Consider the following 16,781-nt stretch of genomic DNA (forward strand, 5'->3'; position numbering starts at 1 on the left):
CTAAGCGTCGATATCACAAATGAATGCGCATACAACTCTCAACACCAACCAAAACAACCAAACAACCAAACAACCAAACAACCAAACAACCAAACTCAAAGCCGCTGAAGAATCAACTCCCCCGCCCCCCCAGCCAACCCAGGCTGCCCGGCCTGCCCAGGCCGCCCATTCCCCCCAGCATCAGTCCGATAAACCAGACACCCCTTACTGACCCCACCCAAACCAGCCTTCCCAGCAGCCCCCGCCTTCCCCGGCGCCCCACCATCAAGCCGCACCACAATCCGCTCCTGCGCAAACCCTTCAGGCACCGCCAGACGAACCCGCCCACCGGCAGCACCATCGTGCCCATTGCCACCATCATCACCATTGGCCCCCCGGCTGGCCTGCCCCCAGGTACACCCCCCGGGCTTGCCATTGGCCCCATCGAGCCCGACATACCCAGGCGCCCCAGCCCCACCCCGGGCATCGATCGACAGCCGATCCGCCTCCAGCGCCTGCAACCGCAGATCCAGGTTACGCCCCGGCCGCGCGGCACGTTCATAGGTCCCGGGCGCCCCGGGCGCGCTGAACTCGCTGCCTTCGCCCAGGTAGGCACTCAAAGCCTCGATACTCAGGTCCCGCTCGGCCGGCGCAATGGCGATCCGCGCATCACGCCCCAGCTCGAGCCGGTCGATCTTCAGTTCGGTAAGCGTGGCCGGCAGCAGCAACGTCGCCGAGTCGGCCACCCGCAACTGCTCCAGGTGCACGCTGGCCGCCTTGTTGGGCAGACGCAGCATCGAATGGGCGGCGACCTCCAGGCTTTCGGCCTGGACCAGGGGGCTGGCCAGTGCGGCCAGCAACATCAATTTACGCATGGCTCGACGCCTCCTGCGGACGGGGGATGGACATGACATGGAAGATACCGGTCAGCAGGATCTGCAGGCGGTCGAACCAGCGATGGCTGCGCCCGCGCAGGCTGCCATTGAAGAACAGCACCTCCAGCGCATGCAGCGACAGCAGGACGATACCCGCGGCATTGATCAGCAGATTGAGCGGCAACGGCTGCGGCATGAACAGGTTGAACAGCACCACGCCCCAGAACGCCACCGTCAGAGCCTTGCCCAGGCCCAGGATGAACTTCATGTCCGGCCCCCATGGATTGTTGTTATGTCGGCGCGGCCCGTTCGAGCGGACCGCGCCAACAACAGTAACCCTACTGCCGAGGTATGCGCCAGAGGGGTCAGTTCAGGTGCAGTTCCACCCGACGGTTGCGCGAGCGGCCCTCGTCGGTGTCGTTGTCGGCCACCGGCTCGCTCTCTCCGCGGCCCTGACTGGTCACCTTGTTCGGCGCCAGCCCCTGGCTGATCAGGTACTCGGCAACACCGCTGGCGCGGCGCTCGGACAAGCGCTGGTTGTAGGCGTCCGAACCCACACTGTCGGTGAAACCGAGAACCTTGACACTGGCCACGCCGGGCTCGTTGAGCTTGGGCAGCAAACCTTGCAGGCGCTGCTGGGCGCCCTGGGTCAGCTCGGCGGAGTCGAAGGCGAACAGCACCTGGCCCTGGTCATCGAGGGTGATCACCTCCGGGGTTGCCGCCGGCTCAGGTGGTGGCGCCGATGCCGGATACTGCGGCAACGGGCAGCCCATGTGATTGACCTGGGTGCCTGCCGGAGTATCCGGGCAGCGGTCGCGGCGGTCGAATACGCCATCGCCATCCTCGTCGCCATCCTGGGCATAGCAGATCAGGCCACCGGCAATCGCACCGGCAACACCGGCACCAGCCGCCCAGGTGGAACTCTCGATGGCGCCCAGGCCGCCGCCGACCAGTCCGCCAAGCAGGCTGCAGATGGGCCAGGTCCTTTGATTGAGGGGCGCGCTGCCATCGCTGTGGGTGGCGCAGCCTGTAAGCAGGCTTGTGGCCACCAGCAACGGCAGTGCCGCTTTCGACAAAACACGCATGGTGATTGCTCCTGTGTCACCGGCCGCTACCGGTCACACAGGAGTAAAGACGCGCCCGCGCCACTTCTCAAGGCGCGGGCGCACGGCACTCAACGCTGGATCTTGATCTCGGTGCGGCGGTTCATGGCACGGCCGTCGGCGGTGGCGTTATCGGCCACAGGCTGAGTCTCGCCAGCGCCCACCACCGAGACAAAGCTCGCACGCGGTACACCGCTTTCGACCAGGTAGTTGGTCACGGACTGGGCACGACGCTCGGACAGCTTCTGGTTGTAGCTGTCGGAACCGACACTGTCAGTGTGGCCGGAAACGCTCAGGCGGGCGCCCGGGGCTTCCTGCTTGAGGCGTGTCGCGATGGTGTTCAAGCGCTCCTTGTCAGTGGCAGTCAGGCGCGCCGAGTCGAACTCGAAACGCACGTCACGGATGACGATGACTTCTTCCTTCTGCACCACCACTTCCTCGACCACCGGCGCCGGCTCAGGCGGGCAACCGTTGGCATCGACCTGCACGCCTCGCGGGGTGCCAGGGCACTTGTCGCGGCTGTCCGGCACGCCATCGCCGTCCTCGTCGCCATCGCCGTGGGCCCAGCAATAGCCAGCCGCCAGGCCGCCACCGAGCAACGCGCCCCAGCCGGCCCAGCTGGAGCTTTCGATCGCGCCCAGGGCCGCGCCGCCCACGCCCCCGACGGCAGCACACTTCGGCCAGTCGGTTTTTTGCAAACCTGCACAACCAGTCAACACACTGGTGAGCAGAACCAGGGGTATCGCTGTGCGTACTATGCTCATCTTGTTGCTTCTCCTAGGGGGAATCGGTGCATTACCGATGCTCTGGGAGTAAAGACCGGCGATTACCGCTCTGCCAGCAATAAGCCACGACGTGGCGACGCGCCTCTTTGCCCGATCGCCCAGGACCGCTAGTCTTGAGCGACCTGAACGAGGAATGGCAATGACCGAGGTTTTCTCACAACGCACGCCGCAGCAGGCCCTGGCCGCCCTGCTCGATCGCTTCACCCCGCGCAACCTGCTGCTGGTGGGCAGCCGCTTCCCGGCCCTGGAGGCCTTCAGCGCCGCCCATCCCGAGACCCGGATCGAGGTCGCCGCACCCGGCCCGCTTCCCGCCGAACAAGCAGCCCGACGCTTCGATCTGGCGGTACTGGTCGACTGCCTGGAGCACCTGCCCAAACGCACCGGCCTGGAGCTGCTGGGCGGCATCCGCAACCTCAATGCCAGCCGCGTCGCGGTGCTGGCGGACCTGGCTGCCTGCGGCTGGCAGGACACCGACTTCTATTCGCTGGCGCTCTCGGCCAGCGAGAAATTCCAGCGCGACGAACAGGTGCTGAGCCTGTTCACCTATGATCTGCATGACTACAAGCAGGTCCCGGACTGGCTCAATGCGAAGTTCTGGGCCAACCCTGAAAACTTCGGCAAGTACTGGTGGTGACCGGATGAGTGTCTCGATCTGCCCCTGCGGCAGCGGCAACCTGCTCGACGCCTGCTGCGGGCATTATCACAGCGGCACCCCGGCGCCGGACGCCCAGGCCCTGATGCGTTCGCGCTACAGCGCCTACGTGCTGGGCCTGGTGGACTACCTGGTCGACACCACCCTGCCGGCCCAGCAGGCCGACCTTGATCGCACGGCCATGTCGGCGTGGAGCGCGCAGAGCACCTGGCTAGGGCTGGAGGTGGAAAGCGCCGAGGTACTGGGCGGGCAACCCGAACACGCCTTCGTCACCTTCACCGCGCGCTGGCACGACCTGGAAGGCGACCACCGGCACCGCGAGCGCTCGGCGTTCGTCCAGCATGCCGGACGCTGGTACTTCATCGACCCGACCGTGGCGCTCAAGGCCGGTCGCAACGACCCCTGCCCCTGCGCCAGCGGGCAGAAGTTCAAGAAATGCTGCGCCAGTTACCTCGGTAGTTGAACATGCGCCCCCTGGCCCGCCTGTTCACACTCGGCCTGCTGCTGGGCTGGCTGGCGGGCTGCGCCGGATGGGGCGGCGACACCTGGCGCGAGCCACAGCTGCACCTGCTTGAGGTGGAGCCTGTGAAGATGCGCCTGCATCAGCAGGAGTTTGTCCTGCACCTGCAGGTCGACAACCCCAACGACGGCCGCCTGTTCATCCGCCACCTGGCCTACTCGGTGCGCCTGGGCGACCTGCTCCTGGCCGAGGACGAGGCAAGCCTGTGGCGTAGCGTCGGCGGCCAGGCCCGGCGCACCTTCAAGATCACCGTGCGTACCAACCTCTGGCAGCACCTCAAGCCCCTGGCGAAGCTGCTCAAGAGCGGCCAGCCACTGCAATACCAGCTGCGCGGCGAGCTGGCCACCGGGCTGATCGTCCATCGGGACCTGCACTTGTCGCAAAGGGGTGAGATAATCCCCGGCGATCTACAACCGGAGTAACCCCGCAATGACCCAGCAACCCCATGTCCATGGCCCCGACTGCAACCACGGTCACGACCATCACCACGACCACGACCATGGCCATGTGCACGGCCCGCACTGCAACCACGGCCACCAGGAGCCGGTGCGCAACGCCCTGAAGGACGTCGGCCGCAACGACCCTTGCCCGTGCGGCAGCGAGAAGAAATTCAAGAAGTGCCACGGCGCCTGATCGACGTCAAATCAGGCCATCGCGGGTCAAGCCCGCTCCCATGCAAATCGTCATGGGAGTGGGCTTGACCCGCGATCTGCACCTACCAGCACTACCACTGGTAAATAAAGCTTCCCGGCACCTTGCACGGCGACTGCGCGCTCACTACCTTAGCGCCTTTCAGAACCCCGCCACGCCCTGCAGGAGCCTAGTCATGGCCGCCCCCGTCCTTCCGCCCTTCCCTCTCCGCCTCGGCAATGCTGCCGCGTTGCTTGGCCTGCTCGCGCTCGGCGGCTGCCAGATGGGTGGTCACCAGGACAGCGTACTGCCGACGACCGGCGTGCAACCGCTCAAGGGCCTGGCGCAGAACGTCTCGGTTCGGCGCAACGCGATGGGCGCGCCGCTGATCGAAAGCAGCAGCTTCCACGATGCGCTGTTCAGCCTGGGCTACCTGCATGCCGGGGATCGCATCGAGCAGATGGTCGCCATGCGCCTGCTGGCCCAGGGGCGCCTGGCCGAGCTGGCCGGGGCCGACGCCCTGGAGATGGATCGTCTGATGCGTGCGGCCAACCTCAAGCAGAGCGCCGGCCAGCTCTATGCCGACGCCTCGCCGCGCCTGAAGCGCTTCTTCGAGGTGTACGCCCGCGGGGTCAACGCCTACCTGTTCCGCTACCGCGACAAGCTGCCGGGCGAACTCGCCCGCAGCGGCTACCGTCCGGAATACTGGAAACCCGAGGACTCGGCGCTGATCTTCAGTCTCTACGCCTTCAGCCAGTCGGTGAACCTGCAGGAGGAACTGTCGGCCCTGACCCTGGCGCAGAAGGTCGGTGCCGACAAGCTCGCCTGGCTGCTGCCCGGCGCCCCCGACGAGCCACTGGCCGAAGGCGAGGTCGACAAACTCAAGGGCGTGAACCTGGCCAGCCAGCTGCCGGGGCTCGGCGCACTCACCGCCGCCGGCCAGCAACTGGCCGATCTCGGCCTGCTGGGCGCCCCCGGCTCGGCCAACCTGGCCCTGGCGCCCCAGCGCAGCCGCAGCGGCAATAGTCTGCTGGCCAGCGACAGCCGCGCCGCCTGGGCGCTGAGCCCGGTGCAGATCCACACCACCAAGTACCGGGTCGCCGGCCTGTCGCTGCCGGGCCTGCCGATCGTGCTGGCCGGCTACAACGGCAAGCTGGCCTGGAGCAGCAGCGCGGTGATGGCCGACAACCAGGACCTGTTCCTCGAGCAAGTACGCCGCCAGGGCAACCAGCTGAGCTACCTCGCCGACGGCAAGTGGCAGCAGGCCCGCGCACGCAACGAAACCTTCTTCGTCCGCGGCCAGCGCCCGCAGCGCGAGGTGATGTACGACACCCGTCACGGCACCCTGCTGCCGGGCCATGGCAGCCTGGCCCTGGCCCTGCACCTGCCGCAGCTCAAGGAGGATCGCAGCCTCGACGCGCTGTTCGACCTGACCCGCGCGCAGAACATAGAACGCGCCTTCGACAGCACCCGCGAGGTCACTGCGGCGGCGCTGAACTTCGTGTTCGCCGAGCCGCAGCACATCGGCTGGCAGGTCAGTGGCCGCTACCCCAACCGCCGCGAAGGCCAGGGCCTGCTGCCCTCGCCGGGCTGGGACGGGCGCTATGACTGGGACGGCTACGCCGACGCGATGCTGCACCCCTACGACCAGGATCCGCCCGCCGGCTTCATCGGTCACGCCAACCAGCGCAGCCTGCCCAAGGGCTATGGCATGCAGCTGTCGAGCAGTTGGTACTACCCCGAGCGCGCCGAGCGCATGGCCCAGCTGGCCGGCAACGGTCGTCATGACAGCCGCAGCCTGATGGCGCTGCAGAACGATCAGGTGACGCTGCTGGCCGACAAGCTCAAGCAGATGTTCGACGCCCCCGGCATGGCCCAGCCGCTCAAGCAGGCCATCGATGCCCTGCCCGCCGCGCAGCGCGACAAGGCCCGCGATGCCCTGGCCCGGCTCAAGGCCTTCGATGGCCGATTGAGCCAGGTGTCCGCCGATGCCGCGCTGTATGAACTGTTCCTGCAGGCGGTCACCCGGCAGACCTTCCTCGACGAGCTGGGCCCGGAATCCAGCCCGGCCTGGCAGGCCTTCGTCGGCAATGCCCAGCTGTCCTACTCCGCCCAGGTCGATCACCTGCTGGGGCGCGACGACAGTCCGTTCTGGGATGATCGCGGCACGCCGCAGAAAGAAGACAAGCCGACCATCCTCGCCCGCAGCCTGGCCGCCGCAGTAGATACCGGCACCGCCCAGCTCGGCGCCGATCGCCGCGCCTGGCAATGGGGCAAGCTGCACCAGTACCGCTGGCCGGCACCGGCCTACCACGGCCTGGGCGACAAGCTCGACCGCGCACCCCTGGCGGCGGGCGGCGACTTCAGCACCCTGGCCCTGACGCCCTTTGCCTGGGGGAGCAACTTCGACACCCAGCTACCGGCCTCGGCGCGGATGATCGTCGACTTCGGCCAGGCAGAACCGCTGCAGGTACTGACCAGCAACGGCCAGTCCGGCAACCCGGCCAGCCGCCACTACAGCGACGGGCTCGATGCCTGGTTCAAGGGTCGCTTCACTAGCCTGCCGCTGCAACCACAGAACTTTGCCCGTGCCTATGGCAGCCAGCGGTTGACGCTGGTGCCTGGCAAATAAGTCCTATTGCGGCCCATCCGCGGTAGCCCTGGATGGACCGCAATAGAAGCTTCGCCAGGAGGTAAGCTCCCGGAGCCCTCTCAGGCAGCCACCACTGCAAGTTCGATGCGCTGCCCCAACACATGCAAGGCATGCTCGACCTGTTCGATCTTGGAGCGATGCAGCAGGTCGACCAGGCGATCCACCTGCGGTCGGTTAACGCCAAGCCGTCGGACCATTTCAGTCTTGGTCACATTCTGGGCGATCATGGTGTTCCACAAGGCCGCCTTGGCTGCGGTCAGCGCCGGCAACCTGACAACGGCCTCGGCCGATTGCAATGACGTAGGCAACGGAATGGCGACCCGCCGCTCCACGTACAGTGAAAGCGCCGATTCCAGGCCATCCACGGCATCGAACAGCGCCTCATCGAGCGTATCCCCCGCACTGGCCATCTCGGGAATATCCGGGCAACTGATCCAGACACTGCCTGCATCACGGTGCACGTTCACCGGATAATCGAAATTCATTTAGTCACCTCGTTGCGTGGCCAATCGCGGACAACATATTTGTTGCGCATTACGATGAAGCCCCAGTAAACAACACCTGAAGGTTCAGCATTTCTTCATTTCAGGTAGTCCGTGTCTGTACCGTGCTCCTCGGTCCCGCGATCTGAATAGTGCGCCACTCCCGAAGTTATGCTTCTATCCTTGATCCCAGCCTTCGCCCTACAACGCTGACGACATCAGGACCACCATGCACCACTCGACCCACGACCTGCTCTCCCCTGTCCCGGGTATCGCCCGCCAGCTGCACAGCTTCCACTTCGGCCCGCGTGGCGCCGGCAAGGTGTACATCCAGGCCTCGCTGCACGCCGACGAGCTGCCGGGCATGCTGGTGGCCTGGCACTTGAAGCAGCGACTCGGGAAAATGGAGCAGCAGGGCCGGTTGCACAAGGAGATCATCCTGGTGCCGGTGGCCAACCCGGTGGGCCTGGAGCAGGTGCTGCTGGACGCGCCGCTGGGCCGTTTCGAACTGCAGAGCGGCGAGAACTTCAACCGCAGGTTCGTCGACCTGTCCGACAGCATTGGCGACCAGATCGAGGGGCACCTCACCCAGGATCCGGCGCACAACCTGGCGCTGATACGCGAATACCTGCGCCGGGGCCTGGATGCCCACCCCGCGCACACGCCGCTGCAGTCGCAGCGCCTGACCCTGCAACGCCTGGCCTGCGACGCCGACATGGTGCTCGACCTGCATTGCGACTTCGAGGCCGTCGAGCACCTGTACACCACGCCGGAGGCCTGGCCCCAGGTCGAGCCGCTGGCCCGTTACCTGGGCGTGCAGGCCAGCCTGCTGGCCACCGATTCGGGCGGACAGTCGTTCGATGAGTGTTTCAGCCTGGTGTGGTGGCAGCTGCAGCAGCGCTTCGGCAAACGCTTCCCGATCCCCCAGGGCAGTTTCTCGGTGACCATCGAGCTGCGCGGCCAGGCCGATGTCAGCCACCCGCTGGCGACCCGGGACTGCCAGGCGATCCTCGACTTCCTTACCCATGCCGGGGTCATCGAGGGCCAGCCGGCGCCGTTGCCCGCATTGGTTCACCCGGCAACGCCGCTGGCGGCGGTTGAGCCGGTCATGACGCCGCTCGGCGGGCTGCTGGTGTTCCACGCCACGCCCGGCCAGTACCTGCAAGCCGGTGAGCTGATCGCTGAGGTCATCGACCCGCTCAACGACCGGGTCACGCCCCTGCGCAATACCCAGGCCGGGCTGCTCTATGCGCGCAGCATCCGGCGCATGGCCACGGCGGGCATGGTGGTTGCCCATGTGGCCGGCGAGCAGGTCTGTCGCAGCGGCTACCTGTTGGGCAACTGAGAAAAATCAGGCCACTGGGGCTGGAGGCGGCTCATCGGGCAGGGTCGGCTCGCCCGGCTCCATCGGCGGGTGCTCGCCAGGTTCCGGCGGTTGCGGCGTATCGGGATCGGGCTGGTGCGGCACGCCACCGGCCTGCATCGGCAGCGGTGTGTGGATCGGCGGGTGGGCCATCAGCGACCAGGCCAGCAATCCGATCTGGTTCGGCTGCAGGACGGCCAGCTTGGCACTGATTGAGGGGTCGAGTTTCATCGGCGGCTCCTGACGAGGCCCGGCGCACGGCATGCGCGCCGAAACTGTATTCTCGTTGGAGTGCCGGGCGCGGAAACAATTCCCGCGCTTTGTCGGCTCAGGTGCGTGGCAGGGTAACGCCGCGCTGGCCCTGGTACTTGCCGCCACGATCCTTGTACGAGACTTCACATGCCTCGTCGGACTGCAGGAACAGCATCTGTGCCACGCCTTCGTTGGCGTAGATCTTCGCCGGCAGCGTCGTGGTGTTGGAGAACTCCAGGGTCACATGGCCTTCCCACTCGGGCTCGAGCGGCGTGACATTGACGATGATGCCGCAACGGGCATAGGTGCTCTTGCCCAGGCAGATGGTCAGCACGTCACGTGGGATGCGGAAGTACTCGACGGTGCGGGCCAGGGCGAAGGAGTTCGGCGGGATGATGCACACGTCACTCTTGATGTCAACGAAGCTGCCGGCATCGAAGTTCTTCGGATCGACGGTGGCCGAGTTGATGTTGGTGAAGACCTTGAATTCGTCGGCACAGCGCACGTCGTAGCCGTAGCTGGAGACACCGAAGGAAATGACCCGGCTGTCCTGCTCGCCGCGCACCTGGCGCTCGACGAACGGTTCGATCATGCCGTGTTCCTGCGCCATGCGGCGAATCCACTTGTCCGATTTGATGCTCATGGCGGGGTGTCCTGAAGAGTGCGGGGTAAAAAACGAGAGGTGCATCTTACCGGTCCCGGCGCCCGGGTTAAAGTTTCCTCGCCCTATCCCGCGCCGGACGGGGCCTGCACCGGCCGTCGATCCGAATTTCATCAAAGCGCTTCTTGGCCATTGGCAGGTTGTGGAAAGTGGGTTAAGGTGGCGCCACTGTGCTGCACGTGACACCGAGAATCTCTAGTTTGATGCACGATCCTGATCGGCCCATCGCTGAATTTTCTGCTCTCTTTGCGCTCAGTCCCGGTCAGGGTGTTTCCTGACCGTTATCAACTTTGTCCAAGGAGACAGAAAAATGTCCAACCGTCAATCCGGTGTTGTCAAGTGGTTCAACGATGAGAAGGGCTACGGCTTCATCACCCCTCAGTCGGGCGACGACCTGTTCGTGCACTTCAAAGCCATCCAAGCTGACGGCTTCAAAACCCTGAAAGAAGGCCAGGCTGTTACTTTCGTCGCTACCCGCGGCCAGAAAGGCATGCAGGCTGAAGAAGTTCAGATCGCCTAAGTCGATCTCGCTTCCTCGCTTTCAAAAAAAACCCGCCATTGGCGGGTTTTTTTGTGCCTGAAGATTGATGGTTTCGTAAACATATCTATTCGTGGGAGCGGGCTGGCCCCGCGATGGCGCCAGCGCAGGCAACCATCATCGCGGGGCAAGCCCGCTCCCACGCCCATCAGGTCCTGCTGCTACCCAGCCCGACTCAATCTTCGCTGATGGTAATGCTCGGCATCGCCGGCGCCGCCGCTTCCTGCAGCACGATCCGCGCCCCCACCTGCCGCGCCAGCTCCTGGTAGACCATGGCGATCTGGCTTTCCGGCTCGGCGATGGCGGTCGGCTTGCCGCTGTCGGCCTGTTCGCGAATCAGCATCGACAACGGCAGCGAGGCCAGCAGCTCGACACCGTACTGCGCCGCCAGCTTCTCGCCACCGCCTTCGCCGAACAGGTGCTCGGCATGGCCGCAGTTGGAGCAGATATGCACCGCCATGTTCTCGACCACGCCCAGCACCGGGATGTTGACCTTGCGGAACATCTCCACGCCTTTCTTCGCGTCCAGCAACGCCAGGTCCTGGGGCGTGGTGACGATCACCGAGCCTGCCACCGGCACCTTCTGCGCCAGGGTCAGCTGGATGTCGCCGGTGCCCGGCGGCATATCGATCACCAGGTAGTCGAGGTCGTCCCAGGCGGTCTGGGTCACCAGTTGCAGCAATGCGCCCGAGACCATCGGGCCACGCCAGACCATCGGCGTGTTGTCGTCGGTGAGAAACGCCATGGACATGACCTCGACGCCATGGGACTTGATCGGCACGAACCACTTCTGCTCGCGCACCTGCGGGCGGGTGCCTTCGGCGATGCCGAACATCACCCCCTGGCTCGGGCCATAGATGTCGGCATCGAGAATGCCCACCCTGGCACCTTCGCGGGCCAGGGCCAAGGCCAGGTTGGCGGCGGTGGTCGACTTGCCGACCCCGCCCTTGCCCGAGGCCACGGCGACGATGTTCTTCACGTTGGCCATCGCCGGCACCTGGGCCTGGGCCTTGTGAGTGGCGATCACGCAGTCGATGCTGACGCTGGCCGAAGTGACGCCATCAAGGTTGCCGATGGCGGTCTGCAGCACCTGCGCCCAGCCGCCCTTGAACAGGCCGGCGGCATACCCCAGCTGCAACTGCACGCTGACCTGCCCGCCCTGGATGTCGATGGCGCGCACGCAACCGGCGCTGACCGGATCCTGGTTCAGGTAGGGGTCGGTGTACTGGCGAAGCACGCCTTCGACGGCGGCACGGGTAACGGCACTCATGGAGGCTCCCATTGGCAAACTGGATACGGAACAGGCGCCTATGCTAACCCGTCAATCGTCAGCAGATGCGTCCTTGGGGTGAAATAAATTCGCCAGCCCTTTATAGTGGCCGATCACCCTCATTTTTACCCCGTAGCCAGATAAGTAGCCGAGCCACCATGTCCGAGCCACGTCAGATTCTCGTCACCAGCGCCCTGCCCTATGCCAATGGATCGATCCACCTTGGCCATATGCTGGAGTACATCCAGACGGACATGTGGGTGCGCTTCCAGAAGCTGCGCGGCAACCAGTGCATCTATGTCTGCGCCGACGACGCCCACGGTTCGGCCATCATGCTGCGCGCGGAAAAGGAAGGCATCACGCCGGAGCAGCTGATTGCCAACGTCCAGGCCGAGCACAGCGCCGACTTCGCCGACTTCCTGGTCGATTTCGACAACTACCACTCCACGCACAGCGAGGAGAACCGCGCACTGTCGAGCCTGATCTACACTCGCCTGCGCGACGCCGGGTACATCGCCACCCGTTCGGTCACCCAGTATTTCGATCCCGAGAAGGGCATGTTCCTCGCCGACCGTTTCATCAAGGGCACCTGCCCCAAGTGCGCGGCTGAGGACCAGTACGGCGACAACTGCGAGAAATGCGGCGCCACCTACGCCCCGACCGAACTGAAGAACCCCAAGTCGGCGATCTCCGGCGCCACCCCGGTGCTGCGCGACTCGCAGCATTTCTTCTTCAAGCTGCCTGACTTCCAGGCCATGCTGCAGCAGTGGACCCGCAGCGGCACCCTGCAGGACGCGGTGGCCAACAAGCTCGCCGAATGGCTGGACTCGGGCCTGCAGGAGTGGGATATCTCCCGTGACGCGCCGTACTTCGGCTTCGAGATCCCGGGCGAACCGGGCAAGTATTTCTACGTCTGGCTGGACGCGCCGATCGGCTACATGGCCAGCTTCAAGAACCTCTGCGACCGCCGTCCGGAGCTGGACTTCGACGCGTTCTGGAACGAAGGCTCCAAGGCCGAGCTGTACCACTTCATCGGCAAGGACATCGTCAACTTCCACGCCCTGTTCTGGCCGGCCATGCTCGAAGGCGCGGGCCTGCGCAAGCCGACCGCGGTCAACGTGCACGGCTACCTGACCGTCAACGGCGCGAAGATGTCGAAATCGCGCGGCACCTTCATCAAGGCGCGCACCTACCTCGACCACCTGCAGCCGGAATACCTGCGCTACTACTACGCCGCCAAGCTGGGTCGCGGCGTCGACGACCTCGACCTGAACCTCGAGGACTTCGTGCAGAAGGTCAACTCCGACCTGGTCGGCAAGGTGGTCAACATCGCCAGCCGCTGCGCCGGCTTCATCCACAAGGGCAACGACGGTGTGATGGTTGCCGGCGATGCCGCGCCCGAGCTGACCGAGGCCTTCCTCGCCGCCGCGCCGTCGATCGCCGAGGCCTATGAGGCTCGCGACTTCGGCCGCGCCATGCGCGAGATCATGGCCCTGGCCGACCGCGCCAACGCCTGGATCGCCGACAAGGCGCCGTGGTCGCTGGCCAAACAGGAAGGCAAGCAGGATGAAGTGCAGGCCATCTGCGCCCAGGGCGTCAACCTGTTCCGCCAGCTGGTGATCTTCCTCAAGCCGGTACTGCCACTGCTGGCAGCCGACGCCGAGGCGTTCCTCAACGTCGCCCCGCTGACCTGGAACGACCACCTGTCGCGCCTGGAAAACCACCAGCTCAACCCGTTCAAGGCCCTGATGAGCCGCATCGAGCCGGCCAAGGTCGAAGCCATGGTCGCCGCCAGCAAGGAAGACCTGCTGGCCGCCGAAGCCAAGGCTGCTCCGGCGGGCAATGGCGAACTGGCCAAGGACCCGCTGTCGGCCGAGATCGAGTTCGATACCTTCGCCGCAGTCGACCTGCGCGTGGCGCTGATCGTCAAGGCCGAAGCCGTGCCCGGCGCCGACAAGCTGCTGCAGCTGACCCTGGACATCGGTGACGAGCGCCGCAATGTGTTCTCGGGCATCAAGTCGGCCTACCCGGATCCTTCCCAGCTGGAAGGCCGCCTGACCATGATGGTGGCCAATCTCAAGCCGCGGAAGATGCGTTTCGGCGTTTCCGAAGGCATGGTCATGGCCGCCGGCCCCGGCGGTGAAGAGATCTACCTGCTCAGCCCCGACAGCGGCGCCAAGCCAGGCCAGCGTATCAAGTAAGCCCTCCTGCCCCGGCCAATTGGCCGGGGCAGTTGCATCTGCCGCCCGCTACCCGATAATGATGGCACCCTCCGGCTTTCGACATCGCCATGAGTGACTACGTCCTGATCCTGGTCAGCGCCGCGCTGGTCAATCACCTGGCCCTGCAGGCCGAGCCGGTCGAGCGTGCGCGCCTGCATGCATTGGGTCTGTGTTCGGCCCTGTTGATCCTCGTCGCACTACCTGTCGGCGTCTGGCTACACCGGCAATTTCTCCTGCCCATGGGGTTGCAGGACCTGCAATTGTTCATCTTCCTGCCCTTGCTGGCGGCATTGGCCTGGACACTGCCAAACCTGCTCCGACATTTTCGGCCAGGCTGGCCCCTGCACGATCTGCAACCTCTGCTGAGCGCAAACGCCGTGGTGCTAGGCTTGCTGTTACAGCTTGCCAACGGCGCCGTCGACGGCTGGGGTATTCTGGCGTGGGCCACTGTCGGCGCGCTGGGATTCTGGCTGGCCCTGGCGCTGTATGCAGACCTTGACGCCCGCTGCCGCCATGCCGAGATGCCCGCAGCCCTGCGCGGCCTGCCCGTCCAGCTGATCGGGGCTGGGGTGATGGCCATGGCGTTTTCTGGACTCAACGGACTCTTCACCCAATGAGCCCGGCTCCACGCATCGCCCTGCCCCTGGCAACGGAAGCCATCGCTGTGCAACACCTCGAGGAGCTGTAAAGCCATGCCGACCACTGATCCGCGCCTGCGCAGCACCATGCAGCTGGTTCTGCTGGCCTGCGCCCCTGGCCTGCTGGTGCTGTTCTGGCTGCATGGCTGGGGCGTGCTGACCAACCTGCTGTTGAGCGGTTGCGCGGCGCTGGCTACCGAGGCTGTGCTATTGCGCTGGCGGAGAATGCCGGTCGCCTGCGCCCTTGGCGACGGCAGTGCACTGGTCACCGCCGCGCTGCTGGCCGCAGCCCTGCCCAGCCTGGCGCCCTGGTGGCTGCCCGTGACGGCGGCCTGCGTCGCCATCGGCCTGGGGAAACAAGCTTTTGGCGGGGTCGGGCGCAACCTGTTCAACCCTGCCATGGTCGGCTATGCGTTCGTCCTGTTGAGCTTCCCGCTACAGATGAACCACTGGCCCGGTCAGGCACCTGGGCTCGTGGAAAGCCTTGGCCTGAGCTTGGGCGCCAGCGAACGGATCGACGCCTGGGCCAGCCCCACGGTGCTCGATGTGCTGCGCCACAACCGCAGCCTGACCATAGACGAACTGTTCGCCAACCACCTGGCGTTCGGCCATCTGGGCGGGCGTGGTAGCGAGTGGGTCAACCTCGCCTTCCTGCTCGGCGGGTTATTCCTGCTGCAGCGCAAGGTCTTCGGCTGGCAGGCCCCCGTCGGTCTGCTCGGCGCCTTGTTCCTGTCCGCCCTGCTGGGCTGGAATGGCGCAGGCTCCGATTCCAACGGCTCGCCACTGCTGCACCTGCTGTCCGGCTCGACCATGCTTGCCGCGTTTTTCATCGCCACCGAACCCGTGTCCGGCTGCAAGCAACCACTGGCCCGCCTGCTGTTCGGTATCGGCACCGGCCTGCTGATCTACCTGATCCGTACCTGGGGCAGCTTCGCCGATGGCACGGCGTTCGCCGTCCTGCTGATGAACCTCGCCGTCCCCACCCTTGATCGCTGGGCGGAACGCCGCCAGCAACGGGCCTGTCCATGACCGCCCGCTGGCACAGTGCCGCAGCGCTGCTCCTGGTGGCAGGGCTGGCGATTGCCGCGACGCTGGCCTGGCACCGCTTCACCGCCGGGCCGATTGCCGAGGCTTCGCGCCAATGGCAGGAACAGCAGTGGCTCAAGGTGCTGCCGCCGGGCAGCTACGACAACCGGCCATTGCAAACACCCGTGGCCCTCGAGGATCCCAGCCTGAGCCATAGCCATCTGCTGGCCGGCTACCGCGCCAGCCTGGCGGGCGTCACCAGCGCTATCCTGCTGCACAGCAGCGTCCAAGGCTATGGCGGTGCCATCGAACTGGTGATCGCCATCGCCCCCCAGGGCCGCCTGGTGGGCGTGCGCGTGCTCGAACAGCAGGAAAGCCCCGGCCTTGGCGATCAACTGGTCGACCCGGCGCGCCATTGGCTGGACCAGTTCATCGGTCGGACACTGCGCGATACGCCCGAGCAGGCCTGGGCAATCAAGCGTGACCAGGGTGCGTTCGACCAGCTGGCCGGGGCGACGGTAACCTCGCGGGCAGTCATCGAGGCGATCCAGGATGCACTGCGCTATTTTGACCAGCATCGTCCCGCATTGCTCGGTGAGACGCCTCCATGAACCGTTTCTGGCTCCTGCCAATCAGCCTGGCGCCATTGCTCGGCGCGACCAGCACCATCGTCCAGGCGCTTGCGATCAACCTTTGCACAATACTGCTGGTGGGCCTGCACCAGGCGTTGATGACTCCTCTGCGCCGTCACCTGGAACAAGCCCCCCGCCTGTGGATGAGCATTGTACTTGCCGCCGCCTTGGCGACCTGCCTGCACCTCGGCCTGCAAGCCTGGGCAATGCCCCTGACCAAACAGCTTGGCCTCTACCCACTGCTGCTGGCCTTGCCCTGCCTCGCCAGCGAGCAACTGCCAGCACAGCCTGGCCGATATCGCCACCTGGGGCTCGGACTGCTCGGCTTACTGGCGGCCGGGCTGGCCCTGGGCATCTGCCGCCAACTCCTGGCCGAAGGTCTCGGCCTGCACCTCGCCGCGCTGGCGCCTGGCGCGCTGATACTGCTCGGCTTGCTGCTGGGCCTGTACAATCACCTGCGCCCATCGAATACCGCCTCACGCCGTCAAGGAACCCGTTGA

At 65.5% G+C, this 16,781-nt stretch carries 20 protein-coding genes; 12 read left to right on the forward strand and 8 right to left on the reverse strand.

The annotated features are described in order from the left end of the window. Positions 1–95: 95 nt before the first annotated feature. The 4 genes from NMG10_RS17760 to NMG10_RS17775 form a co-directional block, all read right to left on the reverse strand. The gene (locus NMG10_RS17760; protein ID WP_254464829.1) at positions 96–854 is read right to left on the reverse strand and encodes a collagen-like protein; all 759 of its coding nucleotides are present in this window, start codon (positions 852–854) and stop codon (positions 96–98) included. Then, positions 847–1,122, reverse strand: coding sequence for a DUF1145 domain-containing protein (locus NMG10_RS17765; protein ID WP_050704046.1), 276 nt, complete (start codon positions 1,120–1,122; stop codon positions 847–849). Before NMG10_RS17765 ends, NMG10_RS17760 begins: the two co-directional genes overlap by 8 nt. A 97-nt stretch (positions 1,123–1,219) precedes the next feature. Beyond that, positions 1,220–1,939 carry an OmpA family protein gene (locus NMG10_RS17770; protein WP_203647742.1) on the reverse strand — a complete coding sequence of 240 codons (720 nt, stop codon included), beginning with the start codon at positions 1,937–1,939 and terminating at the stop codon, positions 1,220–1,222. An 89-nt stretch (positions 1,940–2,028) separates the two neighbouring features. Then, a complete protein-coding gene (locus NMG10_RS17775; protein ID WP_110738786.1) occupies positions 2,029–2,721 on the reverse strand; it encodes an OmpA family protein in 693 nt (230 codons plus the stop codon). A 160-nt stretch (positions 2,722–2,881) separates the two neighbouring features. On the opposite strand from NMG10_RS17775, the gene NMG10_RS17780 reads away from it, so the two are divergent. The 5 genes from NMG10_RS17780 (at position 2,882) to NMG10_RS17800 (ending at position 7,176) form a co-directional block, all read left to right on the forward strand. Continuing rightward, a complete protein-coding gene (locus NMG10_RS17780; protein WP_254464830.1) occupies positions 2,882–3,376 on the forward strand; it encodes a DUF6231 family protein in 495 nt (164 codons plus the stop codon). A gap of 4 nt (positions 3,377–3,380) precedes the next feature. Further along, positions 3,381–3,857, forward strand: a complete 477-nt coding sequence (locus NMG10_RS17785) for a YchJ family protein (RefSeq protein WP_254464831.1) — start codon at positions 3,381–3,383, stop codon at positions 3,855–3,857. A 2-nt stretch (positions 3,858–3,859) separates the two neighbouring features. Continuing rightward, complete coding sequence (locus NMG10_RS17790; RefSeq protein WP_254464832.1) at positions 3,860–4,336, forward strand: LEA type 2 family protein; 477 nt, start codon at positions 3,860–3,862, stop codon at positions 4,334–4,336. Positions 4,337–4,343: 7 nt separating this feature from the next. Further along, positions 4,344–4,547 (forward strand): SEC-C metal-binding domain-containing protein, encoded by a 204-nt coding sequence (locus tag NMG10_RS17795; RefSeq protein WP_012313055.1) that lies wholly within the window; start codon positions 4,344–4,346, stop codon positions 4,545–4,547. Positions 4,548–4,740: 193 nt separating this feature from the next. Then, entirely contained in the window at positions 4,741–7,176 is a 2,436-nt protein-coding gene (locus NMG10_RS17800; protein ID WP_254464833.1) for a penicillin acylase family protein, read from the forward strand. Between the two features lie 80 nt (positions 7,177–7,256). Here the strand turns inward: NMG10_RS17800 and NMG10_RS17805 are convergent, their stop codons facing one another. After that, positions 7,257–7,682 (reverse strand): type II toxin-antitoxin system HicB family antitoxin, encoded by a 426-nt coding sequence (locus NMG10_RS17805; protein ID WP_254464834.1) that lies wholly within the window; start codon positions 7,680–7,682, stop codon positions 7,257–7,259. 226 nt (positions 7,683–7,908) lie between these two features. Here NMG10_RS17805 and NMG10_RS17810 point away from each other — a divergent pair, with 226 nt between their 5' ends. Continuing rightward, entirely contained in the window at positions 7,909–9,024 is a 1,116-nt protein-coding gene (locus NMG10_RS17810; RefSeq protein WP_232855809.1) for a succinylglutamate desuccinylase/aspartoacylase family protein, read from the forward strand. Positions 9,025–9,030: 6 nt separating this feature from the next. On the opposite strand, the gene NMG10_RS17815 is transcribed toward NMG10_RS17810, so the two are convergent. Next, positions 9,031–9,273: a hypothetical protein gene (locus NMG10_RS17815; protein ID WP_203647748.1), complete on the reverse strand. Its 243-nt coding sequence runs from the start codon at positions 9,271–9,273 to the stop codon at positions 9,031–9,033. Positions 9,274–9,370: 97 nt separating this feature from the next. Further along, a complete protein-coding gene (gene dcd / locus NMG10_RS17820; protein ID WP_050704036.1) occupies positions 9,371–9,937 on the reverse strand; it encodes a dCTP deaminase in 567 nt (188 codons plus the stop codon). A 328-nt stretch (positions 9,938–10,265) separates the two neighbouring features. Here dcd and NMG10_RS17825 point away from each other — a divergent pair, with 328 nt between their 5' ends. Then, complete coding sequence (locus tag NMG10_RS17825; RefSeq protein ID WP_003254922.1) at positions 10,266–10,475, forward strand: cold-shock protein; 210 nt, start codon at positions 10,266–10,268, stop codon at positions 10,473–10,475. A 193-nt stretch (positions 10,476–10,668) separates the two neighbouring features. Here NMG10_RS17825 and apbC read toward each other — a convergent pair whose 3' ends face one another. After that, positions 10,669–11,763, reverse strand: coding sequence for an iron-sulfur cluster carrier protein ApbC (apbC, locus tag NMG10_RS17830; RefSeq protein ID WP_232855808.1), 1,095 nt, complete (start codon positions 11,761–11,763; stop codon positions 10,669–10,671). Between the two features lie 158 nt (positions 11,764–11,921). Between apbC and metG the strand changes: the two genes are divergently transcribed. The 5 genes from metG to NMG10_RS17855 all read left to right on the forward strand — a co-directional run bounded on the left by metG (position 11,922) and on the right by NMG10_RS17855 (position 16,781). After that, positions 11,922–13,964, forward strand: a complete 2,043-nt coding sequence (gene metG, locus NMG10_RS17835) for a methionine--tRNA ligase (protein WP_254464835.1) — start codon at positions 11,922–11,924, stop codon at positions 13,962–13,964. An 89-nt stretch (positions 13,965–14,053) separates the two neighbouring features. Further along, positions 14,054–14,602 (forward strand): Rnf-Nqr domain containing protein, encoded by a 549-nt coding sequence (locus NMG10_RS17840; RefSeq protein WP_254464836.1) that lies wholly within the window; start codon positions 14,054–14,056, stop codon positions 14,600–14,602. 75 nt (positions 14,603–14,677) lie between these two features. Continuing rightward, the gene (locus NMG10_RS17845; protein ID WP_254464837.1) at positions 14,678–15,652 is read left to right on the forward strand and encodes an RnfABCDGE type electron transport complex subunit D; all 975 of its coding nucleotides are present in this window, start codon (positions 14,678–14,680) and stop codon (positions 15,650–15,652) included. Next, on the forward strand, positions 15,649–16,260 hold the full coding sequence (locus NMG10_RS17850) for an RnfABCDGE type electron transport complex subunit G (protein WP_254464838.1): 612 nt from the start codon (positions 15,649–15,651) through the stop codon (positions 16,258–16,260). Before NMG10_RS17845 ends, NMG10_RS17850 begins: the two co-directional genes overlap by 4 nt. Continuing rightward, positions 16,257–16,781 carry an Rnf-Nqr domain containing protein gene (locus NMG10_RS17855; RefSeq protein ID WP_254464839.1) on the forward strand — a complete coding sequence of 175 codons (525 nt, stop codon included), beginning with the start codon at positions 16,257–16,259 and terminating at the stop codon, positions 16,779–16,781. Before NMG10_RS17850 ends, NMG10_RS17855 begins: the two co-directional genes overlap by 4 nt.

The sequence above is a fragment of the Pseudomonas sp. DVZ6 genome (assembly GCF_024259445.1).
GTDB classification, from domain to species: Bacteria; Pseudomonadota; Gammaproteobacteria; order Pseudomonadales; family Pseudomonadaceae; genus Aquipseudomonas; species Aquipseudomonas peradeniyensis.

Coding starts and splice junctions, on each gene's coding strand:
- NMG10_RS17800 (WP_254464833.1), top strand. CDS start 4,741: ATGGCCGCCCCCGTCCTTCCGCCCTTCCCTCTCCGCCTCGGCAATGCT.
- NMG10_RS17815 (WP_203647748.1), bottom strand. CDS start 9,273: ATGAAACTCGACCCCTCAATCAGTGCCAAGCTGGCCGTCCTGCAGCCG.
- NMG10_RS17845 (WP_254464837.1), top strand. CDS start 14,678: ATGCCGACCACTGATCCGCGCCTGCGCAGCACCATGCAGCTGGTTCTG.
- NMG10_RS17825 (WP_003254922.1), top strand. CDS start 10,266: ATGTCCAACCGTCAATCCGGTGTTGTCAAGTGGTTCAACGATGAGAAG.
- NMG10_RS17790 (WP_254464832.1), top strand. CDS start 3,860: ATGCGCCCCCTGGCCCGCCTGTTCACACTCGGCCTGCTGCTGGGCTGG.
- NMG10_RS17785 (WP_254464831.1), top strand. CDS start 3,381: ATGAGTGTCTCGATCTGCCCCTGCGGCAGCGGCAACCTGCTCGACGCC.
- NMG10_RS17795 (WP_012313055.1), top strand. CDS start 4,344: ATGACCCAGCAACCCCATGTCCATGGCCCCGACTGCAACCACGGTCAC.
- NMG10_RS17765 (WP_050704046.1), bottom strand. CDS start 1,122: ATGAAGTTCATCCTGGGCCTGGGCAAGGCTCTGACGGTGGCGTTCTGG.
- NMG10_RS17760 (WP_254464829.1), bottom strand. CDS start 854: ATGCGTAAATTGATGTTGCTGGCCGCACTGGCCAGCCCCCTGGTCCAG.
- NMG10_RS17810 (WP_232855809.1), top strand. CDS start 7,909: ATGCACCACTCGACCCACGACCTGCTCTCCCCTGTCCCGGGTATCGCC.
- NMG10_RS17780 (WP_254464830.1), top strand. CDS start 2,882: ATGACCGAGGTTTTCTCACAACGCACGCCGCAGCAGGCCCTGGCCGCC.
- NMG10_RS17850 (WP_254464838.1), top strand. CDS start 15,649: ATGACCGCCCGCTGGCACAGTGCCGCAGCGCTGCTCCTGGTGGCAGGG.
- NMG10_RS17770 (WP_203647742.1), bottom strand. CDS start 1,939: ATGCGTGTTTTGTCGAAAGCGGCACTGCCGTTGCTGGTGGCCACAAGC.
- metG (WP_254464835.1), top strand. CDS start 11,922: ATGTCCGAGCCACGTCAGATTCTCGTCACCAGCGCCCTGCCCTATGCC.
- apbC (WP_232855808.1), bottom strand. CDS start 11,763: ATGAGTGCCGTTACCCGTGCCGCCGTCGAAGGCGTGCTTCGCCAGTAC.
- NMG10_RS17855 (WP_254464839.1), top strand. CDS start 16,257: ATGAACCGTTTCTGGCTCCTGCCAATCAGCCTGGCGCCATTGCTCGGC.
- NMG10_RS17805 (WP_254464834.1), bottom strand. CDS start 7,682: ATGAATTTCGATTATCCGGTGAACGTGCACCGTGATGCAGGCAGTGTC.
- NMG10_RS17840 (WP_254464836.1), top strand. CDS start 14,054: ATGAGTGACTACGTCCTGATCCTGGTCAGCGCCGCGCTGGTCAATCAC.
- dcd (WP_050704036.1), bottom strand. CDS start 9,937: ATGAGCATCAAATCGGACAAGTGGATTCGCCGCATGGCGCAGGAACAC.
- NMG10_RS17775 (WP_110738786.1), bottom strand. CDS start 2,721: ATGAGCATAGTACGCACAGCGATACCCCTGGTTCTGCTCACCAGTGTG.